At 56.2% G+C, this 16,593-nt stretch carries 14 protein-coding genes; 3 read left to right on the forward strand and 11 right to left on the reverse strand.

From position 1 onward, the window contains the following. Positions 1 to 132: 132 nt before the first annotated feature. The 11 genes from asnS to HMPREF1556_RS01170 all read right to left on the reverse strand — a co-directional run bounded on the left by asnS (position 133) and on the right by HMPREF1556_RS01170 (position 12,623). Positions 133 to 1,530 carry an asparagine--tRNA ligase gene (asnS, locus tag HMPREF1556_RS01120; protein WP_021666337.1) on the reverse strand — a complete coding sequence of 466 codons (1,398 nt, stop codon included), beginning with the start codon at positions 1,528 to 1,530 and terminating at the stop codon, positions 133 to 135. Between the two features lie 45 nt (positions 1,531 to 1,575). Then, entirely contained in the window at positions 1,576 to 2,844 is a 1,269-nt protein-coding gene (locus tag HMPREF1556_RS01125; protein WP_044125030.1) for a pseudouridine synthase, read from the reverse strand. A gap of 325 nt (positions 2,845 to 3,169) precedes the next feature. Continuing rightward, positions 3,170 to 4,168, reverse strand: coding sequence for a glycoside hydrolase family 130 protein (locus HMPREF1556_RS01130; RefSeq protein ID WP_021666340.1), 999 nt, complete (start codon positions 4,166 to 4,168; stop codon positions 3,170 to 3,172). Positions 4,169 to 4,204: 36 nt separating this feature from the next. Continuing rightward, complete coding sequence (locus HMPREF1556_RS01135; protein WP_021666341.1) at positions 4,205 to 5,506, reverse strand: MFS transporter; 1,302 nt, start codon at positions 5,504 to 5,506, stop codon at positions 4,205 to 4,207. 232 nt (positions 5,507 to 5,738) lie between these two features. Then, the gene (locus HMPREF1556_RS01140; protein WP_021666342.1) at positions 5,739 to 7,100 is read right to left on the reverse strand and encodes a dihydroorotase; all 1,362 of its coding nucleotides are present in this window, start codon (positions 7,098 to 7,100) and stop codon (positions 5,739 to 5,741) included. 8 nt (positions 7,101 to 7,108) lie between these two features. Next, positions 7,109 to 7,819: a CPBP family intramembrane glutamic endopeptidase gene (locus HMPREF1556_RS01145; protein WP_021666343.1), complete on the reverse strand. Its 711-nt coding sequence runs from the start codon at positions 7,817 to 7,819 to the stop codon at positions 7,109 to 7,111. Beyond that, entirely contained in the window at positions 7,816 to 8,742 is a 927-nt protein-coding gene (locus HMPREF1556_RS01150; protein ID WP_021666344.1) for a helix-turn-helix transcriptional regulator, read from the reverse strand. The genes HMPREF1556_RS01145 and HMPREF1556_RS01150 overlap by 4 nt, the downstream gene beginning before the upstream one ends. Before the next feature lie 45 nt (positions 8,743 to 8,787). Next, positions 8,788 to 9,327, reverse strand: coding sequence for a ribosome maturation factor RimM (locus tag HMPREF1556_RS01155; RefSeq protein ID WP_021666345.1), 540 nt, complete (start codon positions 9,325 to 9,327; stop codon positions 8,788 to 8,790). A 1-nt stretch (position 9,328) separates the two neighbouring features. Next, the gene (gene murA, locus HMPREF1556_RS01160) at positions 9,329 to 10,639 is read right to left on the reverse strand and encodes a UDP-N-acetylglucosamine 1-carboxyvinyltransferase (RefSeq protein ID WP_021666346.1); all 1,311 of its coding nucleotides are present in this window, start codon (positions 10,637 to 10,639) and stop codon (positions 9,329 to 9,331) included. A gap of 20 nt (positions 10,640 to 10,659) precedes the next feature. Next, complete coding sequence (locus tag HMPREF1556_RS01165; RefSeq protein WP_021666347.1) at positions 10,660 to 11,268, reverse strand: DUF4290 domain-containing protein; 609 nt, start codon at positions 11,266 to 11,268, stop codon at positions 10,660 to 10,662. 8 nt (positions 11,269 to 11,276) lie between these two features. Continuing rightward, entirely contained in the window at positions 11,277 to 12,623 is a 1,347-nt protein-coding gene (locus HMPREF1556_RS01170) for a glucose-6-phosphate isomerase (protein ID WP_021666348.1), read from the reverse strand. A 549-nt stretch (positions 12,624 to 13,172) separates the two neighbouring features. Between HMPREF1556_RS01170 and HMPREF1556_RS01175 the strand changes: the two genes are divergently transcribed. Genes HMPREF1556_RS01175 through HMPREF1556_RS01185 form a run of 3 tightly spaced genes read left to right on the forward strand, consistent with a single transcriptional unit; the run spans position 13,173 to position 16,592 of the window. Next, positions 13,173 to 14,426 carry an ectonucleotide pyrophosphatase/phosphodiesterase gene (locus tag HMPREF1556_RS01175; RefSeq protein ID WP_021666349.1) on the forward strand — a complete coding sequence of 418 codons (1,254 nt, stop codon included), beginning with the start codon at positions 13,173 to 13,175 and terminating at the stop codon, positions 14,424 to 14,426. 10 nt (positions 14,427 to 14,436) lie between these two features. Beyond that, a complete protein-coding gene (locus HMPREF1556_RS01180) occupies positions 14,437 to 14,994 on the forward strand; it encodes a DUF4924 family protein (protein WP_021666350.1) in 558 nt (185 codons plus the stop codon). Between the two features lie 11 nt (positions 14,995 to 15,005). After that, positions 15,006 to 16,592: a peptide chain release factor 3 gene (locus HMPREF1556_RS01185; RefSeq protein ID WP_021666351.1), complete on the forward strand. Its 1,587-nt coding sequence runs from the start codon at positions 15,006 to 15,008 to the stop codon at positions 16,590 to 16,592. Position 16,593: the final 1 nt, after the last annotated feature.

A 16,593-nucleotide genomic window follows, 5' to 3' on the forward strand; every position in this document is an offset into this window, starting at 1 on the left:
GATAATAACGTAGAGGAGGTAGAAAATGTTCGCTAGCATACAAAGAAATGGGTGCCTACCTTCTCTGAGGCAGACACCCATCATATCTATTAGCGAAGGAGGGATAGTAAGCGAGCTTATCCCCTCACAGCACTAGAATTCCGCATTGCGTGGCGTACGGGGGAAGGGGATGACGTCACGGATATTCGCCATACCGGTGACGAAGAGCAGGAGGCGCTCAAAGCCCAGTCCGAAGCCCGAGTGAGGAGCCGTACCATAGCGACGAGAGTCGAGGTACCACCAGAGGTCCTTCTCAGGTACTCCTACCTCCTGAGCACGCTGTACGAGCTTGTCGAGGTCTGCTTCACGCTCCGATCCACCGATGATCTCTCCGATCTTGGGGAAGAGGACATCCATACCTCGGACTGTCTTCCCATCGTCGTTCAGCTTCATATAGAAGCTCTTGATCTCCTTAGGATAGTCGGTGACGATGACAGGACGCTGGAAGTGCTCTTCCACGAGATAGCGTTCGTGCTCGCTAGCAAGGTCGGCACCCCAGTACACTGGGAACTCAAACTTGCGCCCTGCCTTGACTGCCGCCTCGAGGATCTCAATACCCTCGGTGTAGGTCATGCGCTTGAAGGGCTTCTCTAGGACAAAGCGTAGGCGATCGATGAGCTCCTTGTCGAAGTGTTCCGCTAGGAAAGTCAGATCGTCCATACAATGATCGAGCGCCCACTGCACGCAGTACTTGATGAACTCCTCTGCTAGGTCCATGTTCTCCTCAATCTCAAGGAAAGCGACCTCAGGCTCGATCATCCAGAACTCCGCTAGGTGACGAGGCGTATTGGAGTTCTCGGCACGGAAAGTAGGCCCGAAGGTATAGATCCCTCCGAGGGCAAGGGCCGCCATCTCCCCCTCCAGCTGACCAGATACCGTCAGCGAGGTGTGACGGGCGAAGAAGTCTTCCTTGTAGTCGACCTTCCCATCCTCGGTGCGAGGAGGGTTCTCTAGGTCAAGAGTCGTGACCTGGAACATCTGCCCAGCACCCTCGGCATCGCTGGCCGTGATCAGTGGGGTATGGACATAGAAGAAGCCTCGCTCGTGGAAGAACGTATGGATAGCGATCGACATGTGGTGACGCATGCGGTAGATCGCTCCGAAGGTATTCGTACGTGGACGTAGGTGGGCGATCTCACGTAGGAACTCTAGGGAGTGCCCCTTCTTCTGTAGTGGGTAGGTAGCAGGATCGGCAGTACCAAGGACTTCGATCTCACTGGCCTGGATCTCGACACTCTGACCCTGTCCCTGCGAGGAGACAAGCTCACCGATGACACTCAGGCTAGCACCCGTCGTGATCTTAGCCAGCAGTTCGGGATCGAACTTAGCTAGATCGACGACGATCTGGATATTATGGATCGTCGAGCCGTCATTGAGTGCGATGAAGCTGACAGCCTTATTGCCACGGCGGGTACGGACCCAACCTTTGACGTTCACTTGCTGCCCTACTAGGGTAGCGTGGAGTAGCTCGATGATTCTTGTACGTTTCATAAAATGAATGATTGAGGTATGTAGCGGTTCTGTGGTGTGTGCTGATTACTCGAAGGAGCCCATGCGCAGGTTGTTCACCTCCTGCTCGGTGAGATAGCGCCAGCGACCTCGGGGGAGGTTCTTCTTCGTCAAGCCGGCGAAGTAGACTCTATCGAGCTTGTGTACGTGGTAGCCTAGGTGCTCGAAGATACGACGGACGATACGATTGCGTCCCGAGTGGATCTCGATCCCTACTTGACTCAGGTCCTCCTCATTGACGTAGCTGACAGCATCCGCATGGATCTCTCCATCCTCGAGCTCAATCCCCTCGGCGATACGCTGCATATCTTCGATGGAGACGGGCTTATCAAGCCAGACCTGATAGATCTTCTTCTTCATGAAGGAGGGGTGAGTCAGCTTACTCGACAGGTCTCCATCATTGGTGATGAGGATGACCCCCGTGGTATTTCTATCCAGACGACCTACGGGGTAGATGCGCTCCTCACAAGCCCCCTTGACGAGATCCATCACGGTACGGCGACACTCGGGATCATCGGAGGTCGTCACGCAGTTCTTAGGCTTATTCAGGAGGATATATACCTTGCTCTGAGTGGAGACACGCTGTCCCTTGTAGACGACCTCATCGAGGCGCGTGACACGTGAGCCAAGCTCCTTGACGACGACCCCATTGACGGTGATCTCCCCTGCTGCGATGAGTTCGTCTGCCTCACGACGGGAGCAGACCCCAGCGTTGGCTAGGAACTTATTGAGACGCAGATCCTGTGAGGGATCTACCATCTCCTCATACTTGACTGGGATGGGGATCTGTGGCTGCTTGGGCTTCTTTGCCTTGGGCATGGGGCGCTTGCCACCCTTGGCAGGGCGCTTCCCCTTGTAGGGCTGACCTTCTCCCTGATGCCCACCGGCTCCAGGAGCACCACCTGAGCGACGAGGGCGCTCAGATCTATTATAGTTGTAGCTATATCTACCATCGGCACGCTCCGCCTGATAGCGCTCGTCGTAGCGGGAACGCTCTGCGGTAGAGGTGGAGCTGGCTTGAGAGCGATGCTGTGAGGGGTAAGAGCCTTCGTAGGAAGAGTGATCTACACGTGAAGGGCGAGAAGAGACGCGGTTGGGGCGTGGGGACTGCTCCTCTTCGGAGACGATGAAGACACGTCGGCGTCGGGTAGGAGTACCTGTGGTGCCTCGTGCTGAGGTGTGCTGTCCATCGGTAGAGGCTGCAGGTACACGACGGGAGTGTGTAGCCGAGCGCGGAGTAGGCTCATCAGAGCTACTGAGGTTTGGTCGAGGAGTAAACTCCTTGTCTTCTGCCATGTTTGGGTCTTGTTTTGTATACTTTATTGTCTCGGGTGTTGAGGGCAGCCTCTCGGCTCCCCACTGGTCTATAGCTAATGGATGCCCTAGGTGCTTGTGCTTTGCCTAAGGGACATACACTGCCGAAGTACCCAATTACCTTTGAGCAAAGATAATAAGATTATACGATATGCTACTAGCCCCTACCCGATCCGATGCCCTCACCTCCCCTAGGGGGTATGCTCTTAGGATAGAGTTCGATAGAGCGGGATACAGAGAGACGCACCCTCACTCCCTGATCTGGGGAAGGGTGCGTCTCGTCCGTAGAGGATAGCTCCGCTGTAGCTTAGATGATGGAGTGCTTCTTAGTGAACTCTACGATCTCATCGATGTAGCCGAAGGCCAGACCCGTGACCGTGTCAGCACAGCCGTAGTAGATAGCGATGCGACCCGTGTCAGCATCGTGCAGAGCAGCGCAGGGGAAGGTCACGTTGGGCACGTCACCCATACATTCATACTGCTCACGAGGAGAGATGAGGTAAGGACCGGAGCGGAACTTCACCTTCCAAGGCTCATCCAAATCAAGCAGGGCCGAACCAAAGGCATAAACAAAGCCATTGCACGATGCGAGTACCCCGTGGTAGATCAGAAGCCACCCTTCGCTCGTCTCGATGGGAATAGGACCCGCACCGATCTTCGTGCACTGCCAAGCACTATCCTCGAAGGGAGCAGGGCTCATGACATGACGGTGACGACCCCAGAACTCAAGGTCTGGCGACTCGCTATAGAAGATATCACCGAAGGGCGTATGACCATTGTCGCTGGGACGGCTCAGCATAGCGAACTTCCCATCGATCTTGCGGGGGAAGAGCACACCATTGCGGTTGAAGGGCAGGAAAGCATTCTCCAGCTGGTGGAAGGTCTTGAAGTCAAAGGTGTAGGCTACACCGATCGTGGGGCCGTGGTACCCATTGCACCACGTCACGTAGTAGCGGTCCTCGATGAAGACCACACGAGGGTCGTAGCCGTAGACCCACTCACCGATCTCCTTGTCGTCACATTCGAACTTCAGAGGCTCTGGGTTGATGTTCCAGTTGATAGCATCATCGCTGAAGCCCACGTGCAGACGCATACGGCGGTTCGTGTCATCACAGCGGAAGACACCAGCGTAGCCTTCTCCGAAGCGCACGACAGCACTGTTGAAGATGCTGTTGGACGTAGGCAGCAGGTCACGAGGGATGATGGGGTTAGCGCTGTAGCGCCAGACGGTATCCTTACAGCCTTCGGGGCGATCTTCCCAAGGCATATCAGGCAGGCTCTGCCCGACGATCTTGATCTTGCTCATTCGTTTACTTATATATAGGGTGATGAAGTGACTTAATTAGGCTACCTCCTTCGTCTCAGGCGAGTGTGCAAAGGGCAGGCGTAGGCTCAGCACGATGGCTGGGATAGTGACCACGAGCACCAGGATGAAGAAGCCTTCGTAGCCGAGTTGCGTAGCGAGCTTCCCGCTGATCATCCCAGGGACCATGACGCTCAGGTTCATCAGGCTATTGGCGAAGGCATAGTGCGCCATCTGGTACTTCCCTGGGGCAATCTGCTGCATCATGAAGAGGGTGATCCCGACGAAGCCGAAGCCATAGCTGAAGTACTCAAAGACGATACCCGTAGCGACCCACCAGAGGTTCTGAGGCTGGAAGAGGGCAAGCAGGAGGTAGACGGCAAAGGGGATATTGAAGATACAGACCAGAGAGAAGAGCGTCTTCTTGAGGCCGAACTTAGCGATGTAGTAGCCTGAGAGGATCGAGCCAAGGATGAAGGCGATCGTACCCGCCGTACCATAGATGAGCCCGTAGTCTTCGTTCGACAGCCCTACACCGCCCTTCATGACGGGATCCTTGAGGAAGATAGGGGCGATCTTCATCGCCAGACCTTCACCTAGACGGTAGAGGAAGATGAAGACGAGGTAGAGCCAGATATGCTTCTTGACGAAGAAGGTACGGACGACCTCGACCATCTCAGCCCAGCTCTCCTTGACTGAGCGTCGCTCCTTGGCCGTCTCCTTCGGTAGTACCCACATGTGGTAGAGGGATAGAGCGAGCATCAGTCCCGCACAGATGGCCATGATCACCATCCAAGCCTTCTCGAGACCAATCCCCTTCGACAGGTATCCTGCTAGATAAACTAAGCCCCCGTTGGTGAGGATCTTCGCTAGATTGTAGAAGGCCCCTTGCCAGCCGGCATAGACTCCCTGCTCGCTACTGGAGAGCTCCTGCATATAGAGTCCGTCCCCAGCGATATCGTGCATTGATCCGCTGATAGCCAGCACGCCCATGAAGGCTAAGGCGATGGAGAAAAAGCTGGGCAAAGGCAGAGCAAAGCACACTAACCCAAACATCAGGGCGGTGATCGCCTCAGTGAGGAAGACATACTGACGCTTCGCACCAAAGAGCTCCATACAGAGGCTGAAAAGTGGCTTCAGAGACCAAGGCAAGACAAGCAAACTGGTCCAGAAGGTGACATCTTCCTTACCGACCCCAAGGTCAGTGAACATCAGTACAGAGACGATCGAGAGGGCGACGTAGGGAAGCCCCATCCCAAAGTAGACGCTGGGCACCCACGCAATGGGGTTGCGCCTCTTCTTCGTTTGTGGAGTCGAAGGCGAATAGTTTTGTTCTTCCATGAAGTATGAATGTACGTGATTCCGATTTTCGAAGCGGTTCAAAGATAGCAAAAAAGCAGGGATCCCGCCTCTCCTACCTACCTTTTGCCACCGCCTCATTCATGGGTCTAAAAGATACCCCATTCATGGGTCACCCGACCGACCCATGAATGGGTCACCTCAGGGACCCATGCATGGGGTACTTCGGGGAGGCATGAATGGGGGTAAAGCAAAGGGTATCTTACCCCCTCCGTTAGGGGCAAGTATAGAGCAGAGGCGAGACGCTCGGACGCTCGGCACTCAGCTTGCCTAATGAGTAGGCACAATCCCCATTGACATAGGTCGCCTTGACGCTATGGGTGAAGGTATGCCCTTCGAAGGGTGACCAGCCACAGAGGGAGAGGATGCGCTCGGGCGTGACTAAGGTATCCGCCTTGGGATCGACGAGCACGAGGTCGGCGTAGTAGCCCTCCCGTAGGAAGCCACGCTTCTCCACACCGAAGAGCTGAGCGGGTAGATGAGCCATCTTCTCCACGACTAGTTCACGGGTGAAGACACCCTCGCGTGCTAGGTCGAGCATCGCCACAAGGGCATACTGAGAGAGAGGGCCACCGCTGGCAGCCGTAAGGCAGTCCCCTTCCTTCTCGGAGAGGAGATGGGGAGCATGGTCGGTAGCCACGATATCGATCAGCCCCGAGCGAACGGCTGCACGCAGAGCCTCCCGATCACGGAGCGTCTTGACGGCGGGATTCCACTTGATGCGGTTACCCAAGCGTGCATAGTCCTCGTCGGAGAAGATCAGATGATGCACGCAGGCTTCGGCGGTGATCTTCTTCTCCGAAAGAGGGAGATCATTACGGAAGAGGGCGAGCTCCCGAGCCGTAGAGACATGGAGGATATGCAGACGGCTCCCCAGACGGGTAGCGAGCTCTACGGCTTCGCTTGAGGAACGATAGCAAGCCTCTTCGCTACGGATGAGCGGATGGTAGCGCACATCGAGCTGAGCTTGCCCCACCTCATCGAGGTAGCGCTGGCGATTGGCACGGATGATCTCTTCCTTCTCGCAGTGCGTAGCGATGATGAGGTCTGTCTCGCTGAAGATGCGCTCCAGCGTGTGCTTATCATCCACGAGCATGTTGCCCGTCGATGAGCCGAGGAAGAGCTTGAGCCCTGGGGTGCGGCGAGCATCAATGCGGGGGAGCTCGTCGGCATTGTCATTCGTCCCCCCGAAGAAGAAGGAATAGTTAGCCCAAGAGGTCTCCGCAGCACGATCCATCTTCCACTGCCAGGCTTCGAGGCTGGTCGTAGGAGGCTTGGTGTTAGGCATCTCCATGAAGGAGGTTGTCCCCCCAGCTATAGCCGCCTGACTCTCGCTTTCGATGGTCGCCTTGTGGGTGAGCCCTGGTTCACGGAAGTGGACTTGGTCATCGATACAGCCAGGGAGAAGCCAAAGCCCTTCGGCGGGTACTAGTTCATCGACCTCACGGAGGAGGGCTTCAGGGAAGGTATCGGTACCCTTGTAGATCTTCTCGATCTGTGTCCCCGAGGTGAGGAGAGAGGCAGTGAAGGAGCGCCCTTCGTTGATGAGGGTCGCATTGCGAAAGAGTCGTTTCATAGGTGTAGCTAGCTAGTATATAGCGAGAGGATCGCCAGAGTGTTATTGATCAGATGCATGAGGATGGGGATACGTAGCCCCCGTGAGTCGTAGGCCAGATAGCTCAGCATCAGCCCTAGGACTAGACGACTGAGGAAGCCCGCAGGAGAGAAATGTAGGAGGGAGAAGATGAGCGCAGTGAAGAGGAAGACCTTCCACCTTTGCCTTGGGTAGGAGCGCATCAGCAGAGGCTGGAGGAGCCCACGGAAGAAGATCTCTTCCAGCAGAGCTGGTACCAGCGCAAGCGCAAGGAAGAGCGACCCGAAGGAGACTGATCCCTGACGGATCATCCCGACCACCACCTCCTCGACTTGATCCTGCACGGGGCTCCCGAGGAGCTTACTGAGCTTGACAATGCCGTCATAGAGGAGGTTGGAGGAGAGGATTGTCACGGCGACGAGCGCCAGTATGCGGAGAAGATAGCCCGCCCGCCTATATCTCGGAGGCAGAGGACGGATCACTGCACGTAGCGCCTCCCTACCCGAGGGAAGGAAGAGTGCGGGTAATAAAAAAATGCACAGCGAGATCACGACATTCGTGACCAACTGTGCATGCACCGAAGGCATAGCCCCCCACCCCTCTGAGAGCGACTCACTCATCCGAAGGAGTACAGGAGAGAGAAGCAGGAGGGCGAAGGCTACCCAACCCAGAAGGTAAAGGAGCTCCGTACGGGTCTTCATTCGTCTACCTCTTCGCTATCCTCATGATCGGGATAGAGCTGACCCTTGCGGATCTTCATCGGGGAGAGGCCGAACATCCTACGGCAGAAGGCCGAGAGGTAGCCCGTCGAAGAGAAGTAGTAGCGCTCAGCTATCTCGTTCAGCGACAGAGGACTGTCGACGAGATCCTTGTAGACATGCCGTGCTCGCTGATGTAGGAGCCACTTGAGCGGAGGGATGCCGAACTCATCGTCGAACATACGGGTCAGCGCCGCGGGCGTCACTCGTATCTTCTCGGCCAGCTCCTCGACATTGCGACAGGAGAGATGGTACTTGAAGACCTGACAGCTGAATCCCATACGCTTGCAGTGGTAGTTTCTCAGGAAGTCCTCCTGCATACGGCGAGCATAGTTCATCCTCAGCAGGAGGAAGAGCTCCTGTAGCTTCACGTCGAAGAGGCGCAGATCAGAGAGCGAATACTGGAGGTACTCAAGGATCGCACTCGTCCAGAGCTCTACCCCACGAGAGAGTGGGAGCGTGGTGAGTACCTTCTCCTGTCTCATGGTCGTGATCTGGAAGCGCTTCTTGGGTCGCTCTGGGCACTGATTAGCGCAGAGATGGATGCTGGGCTGGAAGTGAAAGACCAGGCATGTCGTCTCCCCCTCCGCCTCGATATCTACGAGCGTACCCATCGGGACAAATATCATCCGGGAGGCCTCGTAGGTCTCGGCCTCCGTCCCGCCATTGAGCGTCGTACGGATGCTCCCCGATAGCAGGAAGATGATGTAGAAGTCCCCCTCGCTCTGCAGGAGTAGATGCTCTCCCGAGGTGAGCTGTCGGTGCATCGGGATGGAGATCAGCGCTGCAGGCTGGTGCTTGAAGACAGAGTTGCCGGCGAAGAGGAGATCTTCACCTAGCTGGGTAGACTGAGTAGCGTAAGACATAGGAGAGTAAACGAGCGGATAATAGACGGGATAAACAGGGCTAAGCTACAGCTCCAATAGTCCTGCGGGGATGTGCAGATAGAGTCGGTGCTCGGCGATATCTAGCCGATCGACCAGCTCCTCTGAGATGGGGAGGACGAGCTCCTCATCGGAGTGGGTGCGTACCCTGAGGAGGGTATTGAGTGTGGAGTCATCGATCTCTTCGATCACCCCTATAGAGGCGTCGGACGAAGCATCATAGAGCTCATAGCCCACATAGTGCTGTAGCTCGAAGAGCTCCTCAGCCTCTTCGTCGGAGAGGTAGTCTCTATCGAGCCAGACGGGGCGCCCCGTGAGGGCTTCGGCCTCCTCCTTCGTGGTGATGCCCGAGAAGGTGACGAGGTCGATCTCATCGCCCTTAGCACGGAGCTTCAGCACTCGGTAGGGGATGAGCAGGCCCTGCTCCTCCAGCATGAGGAAGAGGGAGGTATCAGCCCCCTCCCATAGACCCGAGAGGTCTACGGAGAGCTTAGCTGATACCTCACCCTGGATGCCGTGAGCACGCCCTAGGGTGCCGACGAACTCAAAGTCCTCCTTAGAGAGCATACTACAGACGAGAGATATGTGCCCCTAGGGCGTTGAGACGACCAGCGATATCCTGATAGCCTCTATCGATCTGCTCGATATTGTTGATGATACTCGTTCCCTCGGCGCTCATCGCAGCGATGAGTAGGGCGATACCAGCACGGATATCGGGCGAAGCCATCTTAGCAGCACGGAGCTGATGCGACTTCCCGAGGCCGATGACCACAGCACGATGCGGGTCGCAGAGCATGATCTGAGCCCCCATGTCGATGAGCTTGTCGACGAAGAAGAGGCGACTCTCAAACATCTTCTGATGGATGAGTACGCTCCCCTTAGCCTGCGTAGCAGTGACGAGGAAGACACTCAGTAGGTCAGGCGTCAGCCCTGGCCATGGAGCGTCGGCTACCGTCAGGATAGAGCCGTCCATGAAGGTATCGATCTCATAGCCGTCGGGGTGCCGTGGGATGATCAGGTCATCACCCTCCTCCAGGATGGTGATCCCTAGACGGCGGAAGGCCTGTGGGATGATCCCGAGGTCGGGGATGCTGACATTGGTGATGCGTAGCTCCGAATTAGTCATCGCAGCCATCCCGATGAAGCTACCGATCTCGATCATATCGGGGAGCATCGTATGTTCCGCCCCATGGAGGCTCTTCACCCCTTCGATCGTGAGGCGGTTAGAGCCAATACCTTCGATATGGGCACCCATACGTACCAGTAGCTTGGAGAGCTGCTGTAGATAGGGCTCGCAGGCAGCGTTGTAGATCGTCGTCGTCCCTTCAGCCAGAGCTGCGGCCATGAGTATATTAGCCGTCCCCGTGACCGATGCTTCGTCGAGGAGCATGTACTTACCCCGTAGCTGGGAAGCCTCTAGAATGTAGCTCTTCTTCTCCGTATCATAGACACAGCTAGCACCAAGCTCTTGGAAGCCGATGAGGTGCGTATCCAGACGACGGCGTCCGATCTTGTCCCCCCCGGGCTTAGGGAAGACAGCGTAGCCGAAGCGACCAAGGAGGGCTCCAGCCATCAGAATAGACCCTCTGAGCGCACGTGAGCGATTGAGGAACTCCTCGCTGTGCAGATAGTCGATGTTGATCTCATCTGCCTGGAAGCTATAGCTCCCATCATCACTGAGCTTGGTGACCTTCACCCCGATCTGACGCAGCAGGTCGATGAGGTTGTTGACGTCGAGGATATTGGGGATGTTATGGATGGTCACTACCTCTGGAGTGAGGAGTACCGCAGAGATGATCTGTAGCGCTTCGTTCTTGGCGCCTTGGGGGCGAATACTGCCCTGGAGGGAGTGTCCCCCTTCGATTACGTAGGATGCCATGTAGGGTCTAGTGGAGCGTTCTATTTCTTCTTGCCCTTCTTGCTATTGATGGGCTTCTGTAGCTTGCCAGGCTTGTCGATGGTGTTGGGGTTGATGTTGAGCTTACAGTTCTCAGGGGTGAGGAGGATCTGACCATCCGATAGCTCGAAGAGGTCCTTGAAGATCTTGATGTCCTCGACGTTCTCTTGGTTCCAAGTCATGTAGTCCCTCTTCATCTGCAGGGCGATGAAGTACTCAGCCGCTGCACGCTCAGGGCCCATCTCCATCTGGCACACCCGCTGGATCATGCCCTCGATGAAGTGCCCGTAGTAGCGGTACTTGATGAAGTGTCCTGGGTAGTCGGGCTTCTGTGACTGGTGGAGGATCGCCTCTCTGGTGATCGTACCCTCAGGGTAGTCGACGTCGAGATCGAAGTCTGCCATGATCGCCAGATGATCCCAGTAGATCGTCTCCTTGTCAGCACCAGCCCCCTTCTCGGGGACTATAGCCTCCATGGCCCGGATGATGCTCCGTGCGCAGGCGTTGCACTCCTCACGGTCTTCGATCCCCTTGCAGTGGGCTACCATATTCTGGATATGACGGCCGTACTCGGGGAGGATGATCGGAGGTAGCTGATTGTTGTATTCCATGCTTCTAGTTATTGGAGGCGGGACTTGATCGCACGGGTTTCTTCCTCGAAGCCAGGCTTCTCCAGTAGGGCAAACATGTTCTTCTTGTAGGCCTCCACCCCAGGCTGATTGAAGGGGTTCACCTCGAGCATATAGCCACTGATACCGACAGCCTTCTCAAAGAAGTAGAAGAGCTGACCGATGTAGTAGGCATCGAGTCGAGGTAGGACGATGCGGATGTTGGGCACACCGCCATCGATATGAGCAACACGCACTCCGAGCTCGGCCATCTTATTGACCTCGTCGACACGCTTACCTGCCAGATAATTCAGACCATCGAGATTAGCTTCGTCCTGCTCGATGCGTAGCTCGCTATTGGGCTCGGCGATGCTGATGATCGTCTCGAAGATATTGCGCTCACCCTCCTGGATCCACTGACCCATGGAGTGGAGGTCGGCAGAGAAGTCGACAGCGGCATTGAAGATCCCCTTATGGTCCTTCCCTTCGCTCTCGCCGTAGAGTTGCTTCCACCATTCACCGATGTAATGTAGGCGAGGATGGAAGTTCCCCAAGATCTCGATCTTCTTACCTACATGGTAGAGGCTATTGCGTGCGGCAGCGTACAGAGCTGCGGGATTCTGATCGAAGGGTACAGACTCATCTACCAGAGCCTTCATCTCACGGGCACCACGGACGAGCTCACGGATGTCGAAGCCAGCCACGGCGATAGGCAGGAGACCTACGGGCGTGAGCACAGAGAAGCGCCCACCGATATCGTCGGGGATGATGAAGGTCTTGTAGCCCTCCTTGTCAGCGAGGGTACGTAGGGCACCACGAGCCTTGTCGGTGACGGCGATGATGCGCTCACGAGCCTCCTCTCTACCGACCTGCTTCTCCAGCAGAGCTTTGAGGATACGGAAGGCGATAGCGGGCTCCGTCGTCGTACCACTCTTGGAGATATTGATCAGACCGAAGCGCTTGTCCTGCAGGAAGTCGACGAGTTCGCTGAGGTAGTCCTCACCAATATTGTGCCCTGCGAAGATGACCTGAGGGGCAGAGTGCTCCCGACGGTACGCCTCGAAGGAGGGTGTCAGAGCCTCGATGACAGCACGAGCACCGAGGTAGCTCCCCCCGATACCGATGCTGACGACATAGTCACAGCGCTGCTGGAGGTCACAAGCGGCCTCCTCGATAGCAGAGCAGTCAGCGTCGCTGATCTCATTGGGCAGGTTGATCCAGCCGAGGAAGTCATTCCCCAGCCCTGTAGCGGTGTGTAGCTGATGCTGATACTGGTCGCTCTTCTCCCGCCAAGCTTCTACAGCCTCGGCAGGGACAGTAGCATAGATCCCGGAGAGGTCTAGTGTGAGAGTCTTCATTGTCTTATGCTTATAATTTTTCCTTTATGTCTGATTGTCGACACTAGTCGCCTCCCCTCAAGCGAAGGGTGCATACATCCGAAGCGATCTCGTAGCACCTAGTGTCACATACCCTTGGAGTCCGCTAGCGAAAGAGCCGACAGACTACAAGTATTCACACAAAGGTACTAAAAAGCCTCTATACCTTTAATTAAGGTAATTTCCGCTAAAGAATATCCGCCCTCTAGAGGTACCCATTCATGGGTCGTCGAGGTGACCCATGAATGGGTCGGTCGAGTACCCCATGCATGGGTGACCCCAGCGACCCATGTATGGGGTAGTCTTGCGGGGTAGTGTCGGCCGTCTCATTCCTCTGAGGTCGGAGGCCGAAGTTCACTCTGGAGGGTATACACCCACTCCTCTAGCCGAACGCCAGAGGAGGCTTGCCTTGGGGGGAAGTGGCATTTTCACTAACTTTGTGGATAAGAAAATGATAGGAATTTGCCCTCACCTAGCATCGGGGGTATCTACTCCCATCACCTGTCGATCACAGAATACATATCCTAGATAATGAAGTCGAGTCTCAGTGCGCTCGTCTGCGCTACTGCCTTAGCCACAGCTGCCCTTGTCGCCTGTGGGACGAGTAAGCCTCGTCAATCCACCCTTAGCTCCCTCACCCCTCGATCCGACCGCTATGTCGTGATCCTCTCCCTCGACGGCTTCCGTGCCGACTACCAGGGACGAGCCCATACCCCCAACCTCGATCAGATGGACCGGGAGGGGCTCTCGGGAAGCTTCCGACCCTCCTACCCTACCCTGACCTTCCCCAACCACTATGCGATGGCTACGGGGCGCTACCCGAATAACCACGGGCTCATCGGCAATGAGTTCTGGGACGAGCGTGGTGCCCACTATCGTCTCGGCGACCGTAAGGCTGTCGAAGACCCAGCCTTCTACAAGGGCGAGCCCCTGTGGAATGTAGCTCGACGCCACGGGCTGAAGTCAGCTAGCTTCTTCTGGGTAGGTAGTGAGACACCCATCGGAGGCCATCACCCTGACCGCTGGAAGCGATTCAACGACAAGGTACCCTATACCGACCGAGCAGACTCGGTGATCAGCTGGCTCAACCTCCCCCTAGCAGAGCGCCCACGCCTACTGATGTGGTACATCGAGGAGCCCGACCATACAGGTCACCACGAAGGGCCAGAGTCCCCCAAGACGCTCCGTATGGTCGAGAAGATGGACTCTGTCATCGGCTACTTCCGCTCCAAGCTCGCTAAGCTCCCCGTCCGAGACCAAGTAGACTTCATCCTCGTCTCTGACCACGGGATGCAGTCCTTTGACAGATCAAAGGCTGTGAATCTGGCTGATTACCTCCCCCTCGACAGCTTTGAGCATGTCGCCACAGGGCCATTTACCCACCTCTATCCGAAGAAGGGCTACACCGAGACGGCCTACAAGATCCTGAAGACCGTCCCCCATATCTCCGTCTACCGCAAGGGTGAGCTCCCAGAGCGCCTACACTTCGGTAGCAGTCCTCGCATCGGCGAACTTGTCCTCCTGGCGGACCTCGGCACACAGATCTTCTTCAACCCACAGGGCATACCCGCCGACTTCCTTCGTGCAGGGCATGGCTTCGACAACAAGCACCCCGAGATGTATGCGGTATTCAAGGCTGTCGGCCCTGACTTCAAGGCTGGGCGTCACCTCTCCGCTCCCATCCCCAACATCACACTCTACCCGCTCGTCTGCAAGATCCTAGGGATCACCCCTGGCGAGCATGATGCCGACGAGTCACTCGCCGAGACCCTCACCAAGAGATAGCCACCTCCCCATGATCATCGCTCAGCAAAAGCGCAAGGAGAACATCGCCGAATACCTCCTCTACATGTGGCAGGTAGAGGACCTCATCCGTGCCACAGGTGTCTCCATCGAGGGCGTAGAGGAGCATCTCCTGCCCCGCTATGACGTCGACGAGGAGACCCGACAGGCTATACGCACTTGGTACCAAGAGCTCATCGACATGATGCGCTCCGAGGGCAAGGTGAAGTCAGGTCACCTAGATGTCAACCGCATCGTACTGATGCAGCTCGAGGAGCTCCATCGTAGACTCCTCGGGAGCGCTAACGACATCGTCTACTCGGGGTTGCATCTGCAGATCCTCCCCGCCCTTATCCAGCTACGCACGAAGGGCAACCACGAGGGGGAGAGCGATCTAGAGACCTGCTTCAATGCGCTCTATGGCTACATCACTCTCAGCCTCCAGCAGAGGGAGGTGAGCGAAGAGACAAAGAAGTCAATGAAGCAGATCAGTGCCCTCCTGGCCCTCCTAGCCCATCGCTACAAGATGGAGCAAGAAGGCCTCGACCTCGAGACCAATCCGAATAATTAGACCAACCCTATATGTACGAATACAAGACCGAGATAGATCAGCGACGCACCTTCGCCATCATCAGCCACCCTGACGCAGGGAAGACGACCCTCACCGAGAAGCTACTCCTCTTCGGGGGAGCTATCCATGTAGCAGGAGCCGTCAAGAGCAACAAGATCAAGAAGACCGCCACAAGTGACTGGATGGAGATCGAGAAGCAACGTGGGATCTCTGTAGCTACCTCGGTCATGGGCTTCGAGTATGCAGGCCACAAGATCAATATCCTTGATACTCCAGGTCACCAAGACTTCGCAGAGGACACCTTCCGCACACTTACCGCCGTCGATAGCGTCATCATCGTCATCGACAGCGCTAAGGGGGTAGAGACCCAGACCCGCCGACTCATGGAGGTCTGCCGTATGCGTAAGACTCCCGTGATGGTCTTCATCAATAAGCTTGACCGTGAGGGACAGGATCCCTTTGACCTGCTGGATGAGATCGAGCGAGAGCTCCAGATCCATGTGCGCCCCCTCTCCTGGCCTATCGATATGGGACAGCGCTTCCGTGGCGTGTACAACATCCACGAGGGAGCACTCAACCTCTTCACACCTGACAAGCAGCGCATCACCGAGAGTGTCACCATCACCGACCTGACCTCTCCCGAGCTGGAGGAGCATATCACCCCCGAGCAGGCAGAGAAGCTACGTACCGACCTCGAGCTAGTAGACGGCGTCTACCCTACCTTCGATCGGGAGGAGTACCTAGCAGGGGAGATCGCCCCCGTCTTCTTTGGTTCGGCGCTCAACAACTTCGGGGTACAGGAGCTCCTCAACTGCTTCATCGAGATCGCTCCCTCCCCACGACCCGTACGAGCCGAAGAGCGTGAAGTCTCTCCCTACGAACCCACCTTCACAGGCTTCGTCTTCAAGATACATGCCAACATGGACCCCAACCACCGTAGCTGTATCGCCTTCATCAAGATCTGCTCAGGTCGCTTCGAGCGCAATGCCAACTACAAGCATATCCGTCTGGGGAAGACGATGAAGTTCAACAGCCCCACCGCCTTTATGGCACAGCGCAAGGAGACGGTAGATGAGGCCTTCGCAGGCGACATCATCGGGCTACCCGACACGGGTAACTTCCGTATTGGCGATACCATCACTGCCGGCGAGGACCTTCACTTCAAGGGGCTCCCCAGCTTCTCACCTGAGCTCTTCAAGTACATCGAGAATCAGGATCCGATGAAGACCAAGCAACTAGCCAAGGGGATCGAACAGCTGATGGGCGAAGGGGTAGCACAGCTCTTCGTCAATCAGTTCAATGGCCGCAAGATCATCGGCACCGTGGGTCAGCTACAGTTCGAAGTCATCCAGTACCGCCTGCTCCACGAATATGGGGCGGCCTGTCGCTGGGAGCCTATCAACCTCTACAAGGCCTGCTGGATCGAGAGCGACGACCCACAGGAGCTCGAGAACTTCAAGAAGCGTAAGTCGCAGTTCATGGCCAAGGATATCGCTGGCCGTGATGTCTACCTAGCTGACTCGGGCTATGTACTCTCCATGGCTCAGCAGGACTTCCCTAAGATCCGATTCCACTTCACCTCGGAGTTCGGTCAGTAAG

The organism is Porphyromonas sp. oral taxon 278 str. W7784 (assembly GCF_000467855.2).
Taxonomy (GTDB): Bacteria; Bacteroidota; Bacteroidia; order Bacteroidales; family Porphyromonadaceae; genus Porphyromonas.